General features: G+C 51.2%; 14 protein-coding genes and 1 pseudogene. 9 read left to right on the top strand and 6 right to left on the bottom strand.

Annotated features, from left to right (window positions below):
* Positions 1-13: 13 nt before the first annotated feature.
* Together ACE15A_RS04890 and lacA are read left to right on the top strand one after the other, a co-directional pair.
* The gene (locus tag ACE15A_RS04890) at positions 14-1270 is read left to right on the top strand and encodes an MFS transporter (protein WP_380912844.1); all 1257 of its coding nucleotides are present in this window, start codon (positions 14-16) and stop codon (positions 1268-1270) included.
* 17 nt (positions 1271-1287) lie between these two features.
* Positions 1288-1893, top strand: a complete 606-nt coding sequence (gene lacA, locus ACE15A_RS04895; protein WP_000979670.1) for a galactoside O-acetyltransferase — start codon at positions 1288-1290, stop codon at positions 1891-1893.
* Between the two features lie 55 nt (positions 1894-1948).
* Here lacA and speD read toward each other — a convergent pair whose 3' ends face one another.
* From speD to ACE15A_RS04910, 3 genes are all read right to left on the bottom strand, one after another.
* Positions 1949-2743: an adenosylmethionine decarboxylase gene (gene speD, locus ACE15A_RS04900; protein WP_023245747.1), complete on the bottom strand. Its 795-nt coding sequence runs from the start codon at positions 2741-2743 to the stop codon at positions 1949-1951.
* A 20-nt stretch (positions 2744-2763) separates the two neighbouring features.
* The gene (gene speE / locus ACE15A_RS04905; RefSeq protein WP_053508788.1) at positions 2764-3624 is read right to left on the bottom strand and encodes a polyamine aminopropyltransferase; all 861 of its coding nucleotides are present in this window, start codon (positions 3622-3624) and stop codon (positions 2764-2766) included.
* A gap of 231 nt (positions 3625-3855) precedes the next feature.
* Positions 3856-4203, bottom strand: a complete 348-nt coding sequence (locus ACE15A_RS04910) for a YacC family pilotin-like protein (protein WP_000846613.1) — start codon at positions 4201-4203, stop codon at positions 3856-3858.
* A gap of 201 nt (positions 4204-4404) precedes the next feature.
* Between ACE15A_RS04910 and cueO the strand changes: the two genes are divergently transcribed.
* Complete coding sequence (cueO, locus tag ACE15A_RS04915) at positions 4405-6015, top strand: multicopper oxidase CueO (RefSeq protein ID WP_053508786.1); 1611 nt, start codon at positions 4405-4407, stop codon at positions 6013-6015.
* Between the two features lie 172 nt (positions 6016-6187).
* On the opposite strand, the gene ACE15A_RS04920 is transcribed toward cueO, so the two are convergent.
* Positions 6188-8578: a glucose/quinate/shikimate family membrane-bound PQQ-dependent dehydrogenase gene (locus tag ACE15A_RS04920; protein ID WP_053508784.1), complete on the bottom strand. Its 2391-nt coding sequence runs from the start codon at positions 8576-8578 to the stop codon at positions 6188-6190.
* A 204-nt stretch (positions 8579-8782) separates the two neighbouring features.
* Here ACE15A_RS04920 and hpt point away from each other — a divergent pair, with 204 nt between their 5' ends.
* Entirely contained in the window at positions 8783-9319 is a 537-nt protein-coding gene (hpt, locus tag ACE15A_RS04925) for a hypoxanthine phosphoribosyltransferase (protein ID WP_000683341.1), read from the top strand.
* A 57-nt stretch (positions 9320-9376) separates the two neighbouring features.
* On the opposite strand, the gene can is transcribed toward hpt, so the two are convergent.
* Positions 9377-10039 carry a carbonate dehydratase gene (gene can / locus ACE15A_RS04930; RefSeq protein WP_053508783.1) on the bottom strand — a complete coding sequence of 221 codons (663 nt, stop codon included), beginning with the start codon at positions 10037-10039 and terminating at the stop codon, positions 9377-9379.
* A 108-nt stretch (positions 10040-10147) separates the two neighbouring features.
* Here can and ACE15A_RS04935 point away from each other — a divergent pair, with 108 nt between their 5' ends.
* The 4 genes from ACE15A_RS04935 to ACE15A_RS04950 all read left to right on the top strand — a co-directional run bounded on the left by ACE15A_RS04935 (position 10148) and on the right by ACE15A_RS04950 (position 13677).
* Positions 10148-11074, top strand: coding sequence for an ABC transporter ATP-binding protein (locus ACE15A_RS04935; RefSeq protein WP_000150624.1), 927 nt, complete (start codon positions 10148-10150; stop codon positions 11072-11074).
* Complete coding sequence (locus tag ACE15A_RS04940; protein WP_000983418.1) at positions 11071-11841, top strand: ABC transporter permease; 771 nt, start codon at positions 11071-11073, stop codon at positions 11839-11841. The genes ACE15A_RS04935 and ACE15A_RS04940 overlap by 4 nt, the downstream gene beginning before the upstream one ends.
* Before the next feature lie 104 nt (positions 11842-11945).
* Complete coding sequence (locus ACE15A_RS04945; protein ID WP_000901967.1) at positions 11946-12386, top strand: PTS sugar transporter subunit IIA; 441 nt, start codon at positions 11946-11948, stop codon at positions 12384-12386.
* Between the two features lie 61 nt (positions 12387-12447).
* A complete protein-coding gene (locus tag ACE15A_RS04950; protein WP_023245754.1) occupies positions 12448-13677 on the top strand; it encodes a polysaccharide deacetylase family protein in 1230 nt (409 codons plus the stop codon).
* 5 nt (positions 13678-13682) lie between these two features.
* Here the strand turns inward: ACE15A_RS04950 and panD are convergent, their stop codons facing one another.
* Entirely contained in the window at positions 13683-14063 is a 381-nt protein-coding gene (gene panD, locus ACE15A_RS04955) for an aspartate 1-decarboxylase (RefSeq protein WP_023245755.1), read from the bottom strand.
* 273 nt (positions 14064-14336) lie between these two features.
* Here panD and ACE15A_RS04960 point away from each other — a divergent pair.
* Positions 14337-15227 (top strand): annotated as a pseudogene (locus ACE15A_RS04960) (Rpn family recombination-promoting nuclease/putative transposase).
* Positions 15228-15251 lie beyond the last annotated feature (24 nt).

Raw genomic sequence — 15251 nt, forward strand, 5'->3', positions numbered from 1 at the left:
CAAGGAAATCCATATGTATTACCTGAAGAATACAAATTTCTGGATGTTCGGCTTTTTCTTTTTTTTCTATTTTTTCATTATAGGCGCTTATTTTCCCTTTTTTCCGATCTGGTTACATGATATTAATCATATCAGTAAAGGGGATACCGGAATTATTTTTGCCTGTATCTCTCTCTTTTCGCTGCTTTTCCAGCCTGTTTTCGGGCTGATGTCCGATAAACTCGGTTTGCGTAAAAATTTACTGTGGATTATTACTGGCATGCTGGTGATGTTTGCCCCGTTCTTTATTTATGTTTTTGGGCCGCTGTTACATTTTAATATTCTACTGGGCTCCATTGTCGGTGGGATTTATCTCGGATTTATCTACAATGCTGGCGCCCCGGCGATTGAAGCCTATATCGAAAAAGCGAGTCGACGAAGTCATTTTGAATTTGGCCGTGCGCGTATGTTCGGCTGTGTGGGCTGGGCGCTTTGCGCCTCCATTGTTGGCGTGATGTTTACCATTAATAATGAGTTTGTTTTCTGGCTGGGGTCAGGGTGTGCGGTGATCCTCGCGCTGTTGCTCTTTTTCTCTCGTACCGATTCTGGCTCATCAGCCGTAGTCGCGGATGCGGTAGGGGCCAATTCATCGCCGTTTAGCCTGAAGCTGGCGCTGGAACTGTTTAAACAGCCTAAACTATGGTTCCTGTCGCTATATGTGGTGGGCGTCTCTTGTACCTATGATGTTTTTGACCAGCAATTTGCCAACTTCTTTACCTCGTTCTTTGCGTCAGGAGAACAGGGAACACGCGTATTCGGCTATGTCACGACAATGGGGGAGTTGCTTAATGCCTGTATTATGTTTTTTGCCCCGTTTATCGTAAATCGCATTGGCGGTAAAAATGCTCTATTGATGGCGGGAATAATTATGTCTGTGCGCATTATCGGTTCCTCTTTTGCGACTACGGCGGGGGAAGTGGTTATTCTTAAGACCTTGCATATGTTCGAGATCCCTTTCCTGATTGTGGGATGTTTCAAATATATCACCAGCCAGTTTGAGGTGCGTTTCTCCGCCACTATCTACCTGGTCTGCTTCTGCTTTTTTAAACAACTGGCAATGATTTTTATGTCCGTACTGGCCGGGAATATGTATGAAAAAATTGGTTTCCAGGGCGCTTATCTGGTGCTGGGGCTGATTGCACTGGTCTTTACGCTTATTTCAGCCGCAACGTTAAGCGGAGCAGGGCCGCTGGCAGTGATGCGAGTCTCACAACAGAAGAGCGCAAGCTGATTCGCGCGGAGGTGGGAATGATGTTATCAATGAGAGAAAAAATAAAAAAGGGCATGTTGTTTACTGACTTAACAGAAGGACTTCCCGAAGAGCGACTACGTGGTAAAGAGCTTATGTATGATTATAATCATACGCGTCCTTCAGAAGAGAACAAACGTAGAGAATTAATTGCTCAGATGTTTGGTAAAATTGGGAGAAATGCGTGGATAGAGCCGCCGATCTCTTTTTCTTATGGCAAGAATATTTATATTGGTGACAACTTTTACGCCAATTTTAATTTAACTATTGTCGATGACTATACGGTTACGATAGGAAATAATGTGATGGTTGCGCCTAACGTCACGATTTCCGTCACCGGGCATCCAGTCCATTTTTCTCTGCGCATGCAGGGCGAAATGTTCTCTTTTCCCGTGACGATTGGCAATAATGTATGGATTGGCAGCCAGGTCGTGATTAATCCTGGCGTAACGATTGGTGATAATTCGGTAATTGGTGCCGGTAGCGTCGTAACAAAAGATATTCCGCCAGATGTGGTCGCCGCTGGGGTTCCCTGTCGTGTACTACGTAAAATTACGCAGCGGGATAAGGAATATTATTATCGTGATTTAAAAATCGGACCCTGACTCTATTTTTGGGCTTTTGCAGCAAAAACCGGAGCTTCCTTGCTCCGGTATCAATTTACACGGCTGGAATATTGCGGCCGTAGTAAATCTCGCGCATCTCTTTCCACAGCGCGGCGGTGATCTCCTGGCGTTCGGTTTCAGTAAGATCTTCCGGTTTGGTGTGAAACATGTAGTGCTTAAGATCGAACTCCTTAAGCAGCATCTTGGTATGGAAAATATTTTCCTGATACACGTTCACATCCACCATGTCATACAGCGATTTCATATCTTCCGACATAAAATTCTGAATGGAATTGATCTCATGATCGATAAAGTGCTTCATACCGTTGACGTCGCGCGTAAAGCCGCGCACGCGGTAATCGATGGTGACAATATCGGACTCTAGTTGGTGGATCAGATAATTGAGCGCTTTCAGCGGTGAAATCACGCCGCAGGTTGACACTTCTATGTCGGCGCGGAAGGTGCAAAGCCCGCCTTCCGGATGGCTTTCCGGATAGGTATGCACACAGATATGACTCTTATCGAGGTGCGCCACCACGGTTTCCGGTAGCGGGCCGGGATGTTCGGTTTGGTCGATAAGCTTCGGGTCGATCGGCTCTTCGCTCACCAGAATCGTGACGCTGGCGCCCTGGGGTTCATAATCCTGACGGGCGATGTTCAGGATGTTCGCGCCGATAATGGAGCAGGTCTCCGACAGGATCTCGGTCAGTCGGTTGGCGTTATAGAGTTCATCGATATAGGCGATATAGCCATCGCGCTCTTCTGCGGTTTTGGCGTAGCAGATATCGTAAATACAAAAACTCAGGCTTTTCGTCAGATTGTTAAAGCCATGCAGTTTTAGCTTTTTCAATTTTTATCACCTCCTTAGCGTCACTGTGCGGACAGTGCGTCATGTAGATATTGCGGTAGCGCAAATGCAGCGGCATGAATCGCCGGGTTGTAATAGCGACATTTGAGGCCGGCGGCATGAAAACGTGCCTGAATAATTTCGCTCGACAGGTGACGAAGGGCGTCGTTGTCTGTCGCCCAGGCGAAGGTCATGATGCCGCCGTAATAGGTCGGAATCGCCGCCTGGTAGAAGCCGACATCGCTGAAGTAATGACTCAGCTTGCGGTGGCTGTCGAGCGCTTCATCCTGTTGCAGGAAGCACACGCCGTTCTGGGCGACAAAAATTCCGCCTGGATTCAGGCAACGCTTACAGCCTTCATAAAAGGCAGAGGTAAACAGGCTTTCGCCGGGGCCGATCGGATCGGTACAGTCGGAAATGATCACATCAAAGGTCTGATGGGTCTGATTGACGAAATTCACGCCGTCGTCGATCACCAGCGTAAAGCGCGGATCGTCGTAGCTGCCGGCATTGTGGTTGGGTAAATACTGGCGGCAAAACGAGACTACGCCAGCGTCGATCTCCACCATGGTGATGGTTTCGACGTTTTTATGCCAGGTGACTTCACGTAGCATTGCGCCGTCGCCGCCGCCGATAATCAGGACATGTTTCGCATGACCGTGCGCCAGCAGCGGGACGTGCGTCATCATTTCATGATAAATAAACTCGTCGCGTTCGGTGGTCTGTACCACGCCGTCCAGTGCCATCACGCGGCCAAAAGCGGTGTTTTCAAAGATGATTAAATCCTGGTGATCGGTTTTTTCATGATACAGAACGTTGTCTACGGCAAAGTACTGACCAAACTGGTCGTGTAGCGTTTCATGCCACATCGTATTTTCGGCCATTGGCTGATACCTCCATTGTTAACACCCGTAAAAAAAGGGCGCAACATCATAGCTAACAATGACCGTGGATGCACGGTCATTATTTCAGCAATATATTCTCGCCATGCTTCAAATTTCAGGTGCGTTGGCTTGACTCGCTCACCCCAGTCACTTACCGATGTAAGCGCCTGGGGATTCACTGCGTCGCTGCCTTCCAGTAATCTGGATTATGTAGAGTATAAAGCGCGAGGATTATTTAACGTAGGCTAACAGGCTCAGAGAATCGCGGGCCAGAGCTTTGCATTTTTTAGCGACCGGAATACCGATGCCGCTAAGATCGCGGTAGCTGTCTTCGCCCAACGATTTCATATCGAAGGTGTCGTAGTTACTAAGGTCCCACTGATTTTGCTGGGCAAAAAAGACCAGCGCACGCCGAATCTGACTGTTAGGTAAGTTTTGGTAACCACAGTCATTTTTCAGAAAAACGAAAACCGCCGTTAAATCGGCCATATCTTCAGCTTCGGATTCAGTAAGCGCATAGCTATTTGCGCATAAAGCCATCAGGCTGCCAAACAACACGGGTCTGAAAAACGTCTTCATTGCTTCTACCACGGCATCAGGGAAAGTCAACGTTAGCATACTGCGGACGTAGCGACGACTTTTATTATTAGAATTGGCCGCGGTGTTTTCATTCTTGTTGTATTGCTGTCAGGAACGGTAAAGACGTGTTGCTGGCTTGACCTTCCCGTTAGGGCAGGGTCTAAGCTTAGACACCCGCCTGTTCATTATAAGGAAATGATTATGTTACGCCGTGATTTCTTAAAATATTCAGTGGCGCTGGGGGTTGCATCAGCGCTGCCGCTGTGGAGCCGCGCCGCTTTTGCCGCCGAACGTCCCGCGTTACCTATTCCTGACCTGTTAACGGCAGATGCGAGCAACCGTATGCAGCTAATTGTTAAAGCCGGCCAGTCAACATTCGCCGGTAAGAACGCGACGACCTGGGGCTACAACGGTAATTTGCTGGGGCCAGCGGTACAGCTTCACAAGGGAAAAAGCGTGACCGTTGATATCCATAACCAACTGGCCGAAGACACGACGCTTCACTGGCATGGTCTGGAAATTCCGGGCATCGTCGACGGCGGCCCGCAAGGGATTATTCCCGCAGGCGGAACCCGCACGGTAACGTTTACGCCACAACAACGCGCTGCGACCTGCTGGATTCATCCGCACAAACACGGCAAAACCGGGCGCCAGGTGGCGATGGGCCTTGCCGGACTGGTGCTGATTGAAGATGACGAGATTCGCAAATTGCGCCTGCCGAAACAGTGGGGCATCGACGATGTGCCGGTGATCATTCAGGACAAACGCTTCTCCGCCGATGGCCAGATTGATTATCAACTGGATATGATGACCGCCGCCGTCGGCTGGTTTGGCGATACGCTGCTGACCAATGGCGCTATCTATCCGCAGCATTCCGCGCCGAAAGGCTGGTTACGCCTGCGCTTGCTGAATGGCTGTAATGCACGTTCGCTGAATATTGCCGCCAGCGATAATCGCCCGCTTTATGTGATCGCCAGCGACGGCGGTCTGCTGGCGGAACCAGTGAAAGTCACTGAGTTGCCGTTATTAATGGGCGAGCGTTTTGAAGTGCTGGTGGATATCAGCGACGGGAAAGCCTTTGATCTGGTGACGCTACCGGTCAGCCAGATGGGTATGGCGATCGCTCCGTTTGATAAACCGCATCCGGTGATGCGTATCCAGCCGCTGCGGATTACCGCCTCCGGCACATTGCCGGATACGTTGACGACGATGCCGGCGTTGCCGTCGCTGGAAGGGCTGACGGTGCGCAACCTGAAACTGTCGATGGACCCGCGTCTTGATATGATGGGGATGCAAATGCTGATGAAGAAATATGGCGCTCAAGCGATGAGCGGCATGGATCATGACAACATGAACGCGCATATGCAGGGCGGCAATATGGGGCATGGCGAGATGGATCATGGCAACATGGATCACAGCGGGATGAATCATGGCGCGATGGGCAATATGAATCACGGCGGCAAATTCGACTTCCATAACGCTAACTTTATCAACGGCCAGGTATTCGATATGAACAAACCGATGTTTGCGGCGCAGAAAGGCCGCCATGAACGTTGGGTGATTTCCGGCGTGGGCGACATGATGCTGCATCCTTTCCATATTCACGGCACACAGTTCCGTATTTTGTCAGAGAATGGTAAAGCACCAGCGGCGCACAGAACGGGCTGGAAGGATACGGTACGCGTTGAGGGCGGTATCAGCGAAGTGCTGGTCAAGTTCGATCACGACGCGCCGAAGGAACATGCCTATATGGCGCACTGTCATCTGTTAGAACATGAAGATACGGGGATGATGTTAGGATTTACGGTATAACTGATGTATCCGATGTAGGCCGGGTAAGGCGAAGCCGCCACCCGGCATGTCCGATAGCGCAGACCTGATTTACCGGATGGCGCTTATCCGGCCTACAAATACACGTTAACGTAGGCCGGGCAAGCGAAGCTGCCACCTGACAAAACGCCCGGCACGCGCCGGGCATTAATGGTTATTTCGCGTCGTCAGGCAAAGCATATGCGACGATATAGTCGCCCATCTTTGTGCCAAACGAACCGTGGCCTCCGGCAGAAACTACCACGTACTGCTTACCGTTTACCTCGTAGGTCATCGGCGTTGCCTGGCCCCCGGCGGGTAAACGCCCCTGCCACAACTTTTCCCCGTTGCTCATGTTATAAGCGCGCAGGTAGTTGTCGGCGGTCGCGGCGATAAACAGCACGTTACCGGCGGTTGAGATTGGCCCGCCCAGCATTGGCATCCCCATGTTGAACGGCACCGGAACCGGCATCGGGAACGGCATACTGTCGCGCGGCGTCCCTATACGTTTCTTCCACACGATTTCATTGGTTTTCAGATCCAACGCGGAAATATAGCCCCAGGCCGGCTGTTTACACGGCAGGCCAAACGGCGAAAGGAACGGATTCAGCGTGACGCCGAACGGTACGCCGTACTGTGGCTGAATACCTGCTTCTGTACCGGTACCTTTCGCGTCTTTCGGCGGTTCCATTGGATTGCCAGGGCCGCGTGGGATCAGCTTCGATACAAACGGCAGCGCCATCGGGTTAGCGATAGCGACCTGACGGTCTGGATCGACGGAAATACCGCCCCATTCAAACATCCCCAGGTTGCCAGGGAATACCAATGTCCCCTGCTCGGACGGCGGGGTGAAGATACCTTCATAGCGCAACTGGTGGAACATAACGCGGCACACCAGTTGGTCGAACATGGTCGCGCCCCACATATCCGCGCCGGAGAGATCTTTTTTCGGGCGGAAGGTTAAATCAGAGAACGGCTGAGTTTTGGCGACGTAATCGCCTTTTGCCGCGCCCTGCGGGACCGGTTTTTCCGGGGCGGGCACGACCAGTTTGCCATTACGTCTGTCCAGTACAAAGATATTACCGGTTTTCGCTGGCGCATAGATAACCGGAACGGTTGTACCATCAACGGTAATATCCGCCAGCGTCGGCTGTGCCGGCAGGTCCATATCCCACAGATCGTGATGGACGGTCTGATAACTCCAGGCCAGTTTCCCGGTGGTGGCATTCAGCGCCAGGATGGAGCTGGCATAACGTTCCTGCTCCGGCGTGCGGTTACCGCCCCAGATATCCGGCGTGGTCACGCCCATTGGCAGATAGACCAGATCCAGTTTCGCATCATAGGCGGCAGGCGCCCACGAGTTCGGCGAGTTAAAGGTAAAAGAGTGCTCATCGGCTGGAATCGCGTTCGGATCTTTCGCCCCCGGATCGAAGGCCCACAGTAGTTTACCGGTATTCACATCAAAACCACGGATAACGCCGGACGTTTCTCGGGTAGAGAAGTTATCCGTGACCGAACCGGCAATGACAATCGTTTTATCGGTGATAATCGGCGGCGACGTCGGTTCATACAGTCCCGGCGTGGTGTCCGGCATATTGGTTTGCAGATTCAGGACGCCTTTGTTGGCGAAGGTTTCACACAGCTTGCCGGTTTCGGCATTCACCGCGAAAAGGCGACCGTCATTGACCGGGAGGATAATGCGGCGCGGACAGTCGGCGATGACCTCCGGCGAGGCGGTATCCGCTTTGGCCTCATGATAAGAGACGCCGCGGCAGGTGACATGCTGGAAGGACTCATTGGTCTTCAACTGGGGATCAAAGTGCCACTTCTCTTTACCGCTGGAGGCATCCAGCGCGAACAGTCGCTGGTGAGCTGTACACAGGTAGAGCGTATCGCCGACTTTAATCGGGGTCACTTCGTTGGTGATTTCGCCCGGATCGTTTGGTTGTTTCAGATCGCCGGTGCGGAAGACCCACGCTTCTTTCAGGTGGTGAACGTTATCCGCAGTGATCTGTTTCAGCGGCGAATAGCGTTGGCCTTCCTGATTACGTCCATAGGCCGGCCAGTCTTCGTCGGCGATCGGCGAGCTTGTTGCAGCGGGTGTGGCGTCGGCGCGAAGCGTACCGTTGATCTCCTGCGGGTCGTTGAAGCCAGCCCAGGTCAGAATGCCGCCGCTAATCAGCAGCGCCACGACCAGCGCTGCCACTGCGCCGCTGGAAGGAACCACCAACCGATGCCAGACAAACGGCAATATTAGCCAGATGCCGAAAAACACCAGGATATCGCTACGCGGCGTGAGCGCCCAGAAGTCGAACCCGACTTCCCACACGCCCCAAATCATTGTCGCCAGCAGCAGGGCGGCATACAGCCACAGCGCGACGCGTTTACTGCGCCATAGCAACCCGGCTACGACCAGCATCACGAGGCCCGCGATGGGGTAGTACCAGGAACCGCCAATAGTAACCAGCCAGACACCTCCGATAAGAAGATACAGCCCACAAAGCGCTGCAAAGAGGGCCGTCAGCGTCACGAGTAATCGTGGCGATCGTGCGTTATTTTCTGCCATAAAAAGACACCATCCCAATTGTTAATTTTTTAGTAGCAATTAAGTATAGGAATTAACATGTGTGATCGTCCTCACAAAATGAGCTTTCTTATCAAATGCCGCGAATGAATACGTTTGCTGGTATACTGCGTGCCTTGCGCGTCAATGCGGCGTTATTATCAACCGGCATTGAGTGATTTGTTTTTAAATCATATGGTTATAAATATGAAACATACTGTTGAAGTCATGATCCCCGAAGCGGAGATCAAAGCACGTATTGCCGAACTGGGTCGTCAGATTACCGAACGTTATAAAGACAGCGGCAGTGAAATGGTGCTGGTTGGTCTGTTGCGTGGCTCATTTATGTTTATGGCGGACCTGTGCCGTGAAGTTCAGGTTCCTCATGAAGTCGATTTTATGACCGCCTCCAGTTATGGTAGCGGCATGTCCACCACCCGCGACGTGAAAATCCTCAAAGATCTGGATGAGGATATTCGCGGTAAAGATGTGCTGATTGTCGAGGACATTATTGATTCCGGTAATACGCTGTCGAAAGTCCGTGAAATCCTGGGCCTGCGCGAGCCGAAATCGCTGGCGATTTGTACGCTGCTGGATAAACCGTCTCGCCGTGAAGTCGATGTCCCGGTGGAATTTATCGGCTTCTCTATCCCCGATGAGTTCGTCGTGGGGTACGGTATTGATTACGCCCAGCGTTATCGCCATCTACCGTATGTCGGTAAAGTGGTGCTGCTGGACGAGTAAGAGCAGAAATGCCGGATGGCGTCGCTAAAGCGACTTATCCGGCCTATAGCTAATGGCTTATTGGTGGGTAATGTATTTCAGGCTTAGGGCCGAAATACCCTTATGATAGCCGTTCTCCAGCGTTTCTCTGTTGGTGGCGGTGACGTCAAGATCGCGCAGCAGGCCGTCATTGATACTGTACGCCCAGCCGTGAATGGTCACATTCTGCCCGCGTTTCCACGCTGACTGCATAATAGTGGAATGCCCCAGGTTATAGACCTGTTCCATGACGTTCAATTCGTAGAGCGCGTCCAGACGTCGCTCTTCGGGCATTTTTCCCAACAGCGAGCTATGTTTAAGCCAGATGTCGCGGATATGCAGCAGCCAGTTATTAATCAAGCCCAGCTCAGGATTTTCTACCGCAGCCTTGATACCGCCGCAACCGGAGTGGCCGCAAATGATAATATGCTCAACTTCCAGAACATCTACCGCATACTGAACCACGGAGAGACAGTTCAGATCGGTGTGAATAACCAGGTTAGCCACATTACGGTGAACAAACAATTCGCCCGGTTCAAGCCCGGTTAAACGTTCAGCAGGAACGCGGCTGTCGGAACATCCAATCCATAGAAAGCGCGGTTTTTGCGCTTGCGCCAGTTTCTCAAAAAATCCGGGGTCCTCTTCCACCAGCATTTTTGACCATAGTGCATTGTTGCTGATGAGTGTATCTATGTCTTTCATGGAAGTTAACGACCTGTAACCAAATAAGTGCGTTGGGCTAATATAGGGCAACTCCGTAATTATTTAAACCATATATAAAGTGTAAGAACGTAAAGTAAGTGAGAATTTATGACCATTGCGCTGGAACTTCAACAACTTAAAAAAACCTATCCCGGCGGCGTTCAGGCGCTGCGCGGCATAGATTTGCAGGTCGAAGCGGGGGATTTTTACGCGCTTCTGGGACCAAATGGAGCAGGGAAATCGACCACCATCGGTATTATCAGCTCATTGGTTAATAAAACGTCCGGGCGCGTTAACGTTTTTGGTTACGACCTGGAAAAAGACGTGGTTAACGCCAAGCGACAGCTTGGGCTGGTGCCACAGGAGTTTAACTTTAACCCGTTTGAAACGGTGCAACAGATCGTAGTGAATCAAGCCGGTTATTACGGCGTGGAACATAAAGAGGCGGTTTTACGTAGCGAAAAGTATTTAAAACAGCTCGATCTGTGGGAAAAACGTAATGAACGCGCGCGGATGCTTTCCGGTGGGATGAAACGCCGCCTGATGATTGCCCGCGCACTGATGCATGAGCCTAAACTATTGATTCTCGACGAGCCGACGGCGGGCGTCGATATCGAATTGCGCCGCTCGATGTGGGGGTTTCTGAAAGATTTAAACGCCAAAGGCACCACGATTATTCTTACTACCCACTATCTGGAAGAGGCGGAAATGTTGTGCCGCAATATCGGTATTATTCAGCACGGCGAGCTGGTGGAAAATACCTCCATGAAAAATCTGCTTTCAAAGCTGAAATCGGAGACGTTTATTCTGGATTTAGCGCCAAAAAGCCCGCTACCTAAGCTTGCGGGTTATCAATATCGTCTGGTAGATACCTCGACTCTGGAGGTTGAAGTGTTACGCGAGCAGGGGGTTAACAGCGTCTTTAGCCAACTGAGCGAGCAGGGGGTTCAGGTATTAAGTATGCGTAATAAAGCCAACCGTCTGGAAGAACTGTTTGTGTCGCTGGTGCATGAAAAACAAGGAGATCGCGCATGATGCAGCTTTACTGGGTTGCCCTTAAAAGCATCTGGGCGAAAGAGATCCATCGCTTTATGCGGATCTGGGTGCAAACGCTGGTGCCGCCTGTCATCACCATGACACTCTATTTTATTATTTTCGGCAACCTGATCGGTTCGCGCATCGGCGAAATGCATGGTTTTAGCTATATGCAATTTATTGTGCCGGGCCTGATTATGATGGCGGTCATTACCAACTCCTACGCCAATGTAGCGTCATCATTTTTTAGCGCCAAGTTTCAGCGCAATATTGAGGAACTGCTGGTTGCGCCGGTACCAACGCACGTGATCATCGCCGGATTTGTCGGCGGCGGCGTGGCGCGTGGGCTGTGCGTGGGGATTCTGGTGACGGCGATTTCGCTCTTTTTCGTGCCTTTCCAGGTGCATTCCTGGGTATTTGTCGCGCTAACGCTGATTCTGACCGCGATTCTGTTCTCGCTGGCCGGACTGCTGAACGCCGTGTTTGCGAAAACCTTTGACGATATCAGCCTGATCCCGACCTTTGTGCTGACGCCGCTGACCTACCTCGGCGGGGTATTTTACTCGCTGACGCTGCTGCCACCGTTCTGGCAAGGGTTGTCGCACCTGAACCCGATCGTCTACATGATAAGCGGCTTCCGTTATGGTTTCCTCGGTATCCATGATGTGCCGCTGGTGACGACATTTGGCGTACTGGTGATCTTTATAGCCGCTTTCTACCTGCTGTGCTGGTCGCTGATCCAGCGCGGACGCGGTTTGCGTAGCTGATACGATTCTCCTCTTCTCCTGGCGGGAAGAGGAGACTTTTGACGGCTGTCATCATTCCTGATTGGTAACCCTGATAAACTACTTGTCTGCTAAGGAGGTAGGCTATGTTAGGTTGGGTGATTACCTGCCATGACGATCGCGCACAGGATATGCTTGATCGCCTGGAGAGAAAAAATGGTCCGCTGGCGCAATGCCGGGCGGTCAATTTTTGGCGCGGCCTGAGCTCAAACATGCTGAGCCGCATGATGTGTGATGCCCTCCATGCCACCGACTCTGGTGAAGGCGTGATATTTTTAACCGACATTTCCGGCGCGGCGCCTTATCGTGTAGCGTCGCTGATGAGCCATAAACATTCTCAATGTGAAGTTATTTCAGGTGTCAGCTATTCATTGATAGAGGAAATGCTTCCTTTGCGAGAGTCGATGAGCAGTTCAGCATTTCGCGACCAGATTGTCGCGCTTGGCGCGCCGGATGTAACCAGTCTCTGGCATCAGCAGCAGAAAAATCCGCCTTTTGTATTGCTGCATGATTTGTATGAGTTTTGATCAATACCATTGACGACGCTTTTGCTACAATAACGGCGTTTTTTCGCCTCGGTTATGATATATGGTTATGCGCGTTGTTCTTATCTTGCTGTTCTTTTTCTCCGGCAATGTGTTGGCTGCCTTGCCCGCTCGTTATATGCAAACGACGAAAGACGCCGCCATCTGGTCGCAGATTGGCGATAAAATGGTGACCGTGGGAAATATCCGTGCCGGACAAATTCTTTCCGTAACGCCCATAGCGGCTGACTATTATGCCTTTAAATTCGGCTTTGGCGTGGGGTTTATCGATAAAGGCCATCTGGAGTCCGTGCAGGGGAAACAAAAGGTGGAAGATGGCCTGGGCGATCTTAACAAGCCTCTCAGCAATCAGAATCTGGTGACCTGGAAAGACACGCCGGTGTATAACGCGCCGGACATCAGTAGCGCCCCGTTTGGCGTACTGGTGGATAATTTGCGTTACCCCATTATTAGCAAGCTGAAAGGCCGGCTACATCAAACCTGGTATCAGATCCGTATTGGCGACAGGCTGGCTTATGTCAGCGCCCTGGATGCCCAGGAAGACAACGGCATTCCTATTTTGACCTATCATCACATCTTACGCGATGAAGAGAATACCCGTTTTCGCCATACGTCCACCACGACTTCGGTTCGCGCATTCAGCAACCAAATGACCTGGCTTCGCGATCGCGGCTATGCCACGTTGACGATGTACCAACTGGAGGATTACATCCATAACCGCGCTAATTTCCCGGCACGCGCGGTGGCTATCACCTTTGACGATGGCCTTAAATCGGTGAGTCGCTATGCGTATCCGGTGTTAAAGCAGTACGGTATGAAAGCGACAGCGTTTATTATCTCATCGCGTATTAAGCGCCATCCGCAAAAATGGAATCCTAAGTCGTTGCAATTTATGAGCGTGTCCGAATTGCGCGAGATAAGCGATGTTTTTGATTTTCAGTCGCATACCCACTTTTTACACCGGGTAGACGGGCATCGGCGTCCGATTTTATATAGCCGCAGCTACCATAATATTCTGTTTGATTTTGAACGCTCGCGGCGGGCGCTCGCACAGTTTACTCCGCACGTATTTTATCTTTCTTATCCCTTTGGCGGCTATAACGCGACCGCGATCAAAGCGGCAAAAGATGCCGGGTTTCATATGGCGGTAACGACGGTGAAAGGGAAGGTGAAGCCGGGGGATAATCCGTTCTTATTAAAACGTCTGTATATTTTAAGAACGGATTCGCTGGAAACGATGTCGCGGCTGATCAGCAACCAGCCGCAGGGATAGCGTAATCAGGCAACCTGAACCGGAATGGCTTTCGCTGTACGCTTCATTTCGTTATCGCCTTCGAAGTAGGCGACGTTTGGGCGCCAGGTGCGCGCTTCTTCATCGCTCATGGTGACAAAGCTGGCGATAATGACAATATCGCCAACAGCGGCGCAATGTGCCGCTGCGCCGTTGACGGAGATAATTTTAGAGCCTCGCTCCGCCGCAATCGCATAGGTTGAGAAGCGCTTACCATTAGATACATTCCAGATATCAATGGCTTCGTTTTCCAGAATTCCGGCCGCGTCGAGAAAATCCTGATCAATAGCGCAGGAGCCTTCGTAATGCAGGTCAGCCTGGGTTACTTTGACGCGATGGAGCTTACCTTGCAACATTGTGCGAATCATAACGTCTACCTTTAACTCATTATCAATGACGAAGCAGGCGGCGCCTGCTTTGAGAAAATTCTCAGGCAGTATTGCCCGATTTTTACAGGGTGTCTATACATCGCGTGTCGTTTCCTGGCGTTGTTTGCGCGCTATTTTCCAGAGTCGACAGTAATGTTTGTATCTTATTGATTTTCATCCCGAGCCGCCTCGTAAAAGAGAAAATGTCTCACTGACCCCGGCAATTTGCGAAGGGATACTGCACGCACTGGACGAGAAAATGCAGGTCAGATGATGGAACTCATAAGCAACACGCCGCACGATGCCTTTTTCAAACAGTTTTTAATGCACCCTGATACGGCCCGTGATTTTCTGGATATCCACCTACCGGCGGAAATACGGGGGATCTGCGATCTGGATACGCTGCGTCTGGAATCGAGTCACTCTGTTGAGGAGAGCCTTAAAGAGTAGTATTCCGATGTGCTTTATTCGGTAAAAATGCAGGGGACATCCGGCTATATCCATGTCTTGATTGAACACCAAAGTACCGCAGACAAAAAGATGGCGTTTCGTATGATGCGTTACGCAATTGCGGCGATGCACCGTCTTTTAAAAGATGAAAACGGGCCGCTCCCGCTGGTGGTGCCCCTGTTGTTTTATCAGGGAAAAACGTCGCCTTACCCGCTGTCGATGAGCTGGCTGGATATGTTCGCCTTACCCGAGCTGGCGCGGCGTATCTATAGTGAGCCTTTTCCGCTGGTGGATATTACCGTTATCCCCGACGATGACATCATGCAGCATCGACGGATCGCGCTGCTGGAGCGGCTGGTAACGCTGATAAGCGCAGAGTACACTACGGAAAGTCAGCTGAACTCGCTGCTCAGCTATATGGTGCAGCGTGGGCATACTGATCAACCACAGGTATTTTACAGGGAACTGGCGAACCGATTGCCGCAGGAGGAATCTATGATGACGCTCGCTGAATGGTTTGAAGAACAAGGTATGCAAAAGGGGGGGCGGGAGGGCATGCTGGAAGGTAAACGAGAAGGACTTCAGGAAGGCAAAACTGAGGAGCGACGTAATATCGCCCGCCGTATGCTGGAGAGCGGAATGACGCGTGAGGCGGTGGCGCAGATAACCACTTTAACGGATGATGAGATCGAGCAGATAATCCGCTGGCGCTAACGGTGGTGCGCGCCAGCGGCGGCT

The sequence above is a fragment of the Salmonella sp. HY31 genome (assembly GCF_042604575.1).
GTDB lineage: Bacteria > Pseudomonadota > Gammaproteobacteria > Enterobacterales > Enterobacteriaceae > Salmonella > Salmonella diarizonae.

Excerpts from the sequence above, each read along its gene's own strand:
- ACE15A_RS04935 (WP_000150624.1), top strand. The coding sequence starts at position 10,148 with ATGACCATTGCGCTGGAACTTCAACAACTTAAAAAAACCTATCCCGGC.
- ACE15A_RS04940 (WP_000983418.1), top strand. The coding sequence starts at position 11,071 with ATGATGCAGCTTTACTGGGTTGCCCTTAAAAGCATCTGGGCGAAAGAG.
- ACE15A_RS04945 (WP_000901967.1), top strand. The coding sequence starts at position 11,946 with ATGTTAGGTTGGGTGATTACCTGCCATGACGATCGCGCACAGGATATG.
- lacA (WP_000979670.1), top strand. The coding sequence starts at position 1,288 with ATGATGTTATCAATGAGAGAAAAAATAAAAAAGGGCATGTTGTTTACT.
- can (WP_053508783.1), bottom strand. The coding sequence starts at position 10,039 with ATGAAAGACATAGATACACTCATCAGCAACAATGCACTATGGTCAAAA.
- hpt (WP_000683341.1), top strand. The coding sequence starts at position 8,783 with ATGAAACATACTGTTGAAGTCATGATCCCCGAAGCGGAGATCAAAGCA.
- ACE15A_RS04910 (WP_000846613.1), bottom strand. The coding sequence starts at position 4,203 with ATGAAGACGTTTTTCAGACCCGTGTTGTTTGGCAGCCTGATGGCTTTA.
- ACE15A_RS04950 (WP_023245754.1), top strand. The coding sequence starts at position 12,448 with ATGGTTATGCGCGTTGTTCTTATCTTGCTGTTCTTTTTCTCCGGCAAT.
- ACE15A_RS04890 (WP_380912844.1), top strand. The coding sequence starts at position 14 with ATGTATTACCTGAAGAATACAAATTTCTGGATGTTCGGCTTTTTCTTT.
- panD (WP_023245755.1), bottom strand. The coding sequence starts at position 14,063 with ATGATTCGCACAATGTTGCAAGGTAAGCTCCATCGCGTCAAAGTAACC.
- speE (WP_053508788.1), bottom strand. The coding sequence starts at position 3,624 with ATGGCCGAAAATACGATGTGGCATGAAACGCTACACGACCAGTTTGGT.
- ACE15A_RS04920 (WP_053508784.1), bottom strand. The coding sequence starts at position 8,578 with ATGGCAGAAAATAACGCACGATCGCCACGATTACTCGTGACGCTGACG.
- cueO (WP_053508786.1), top strand. The coding sequence starts at position 4,405 with ATGTTACGCCGTGATTTCTTAAAATATTCAGTGGCGCTGGGGGTTGCA.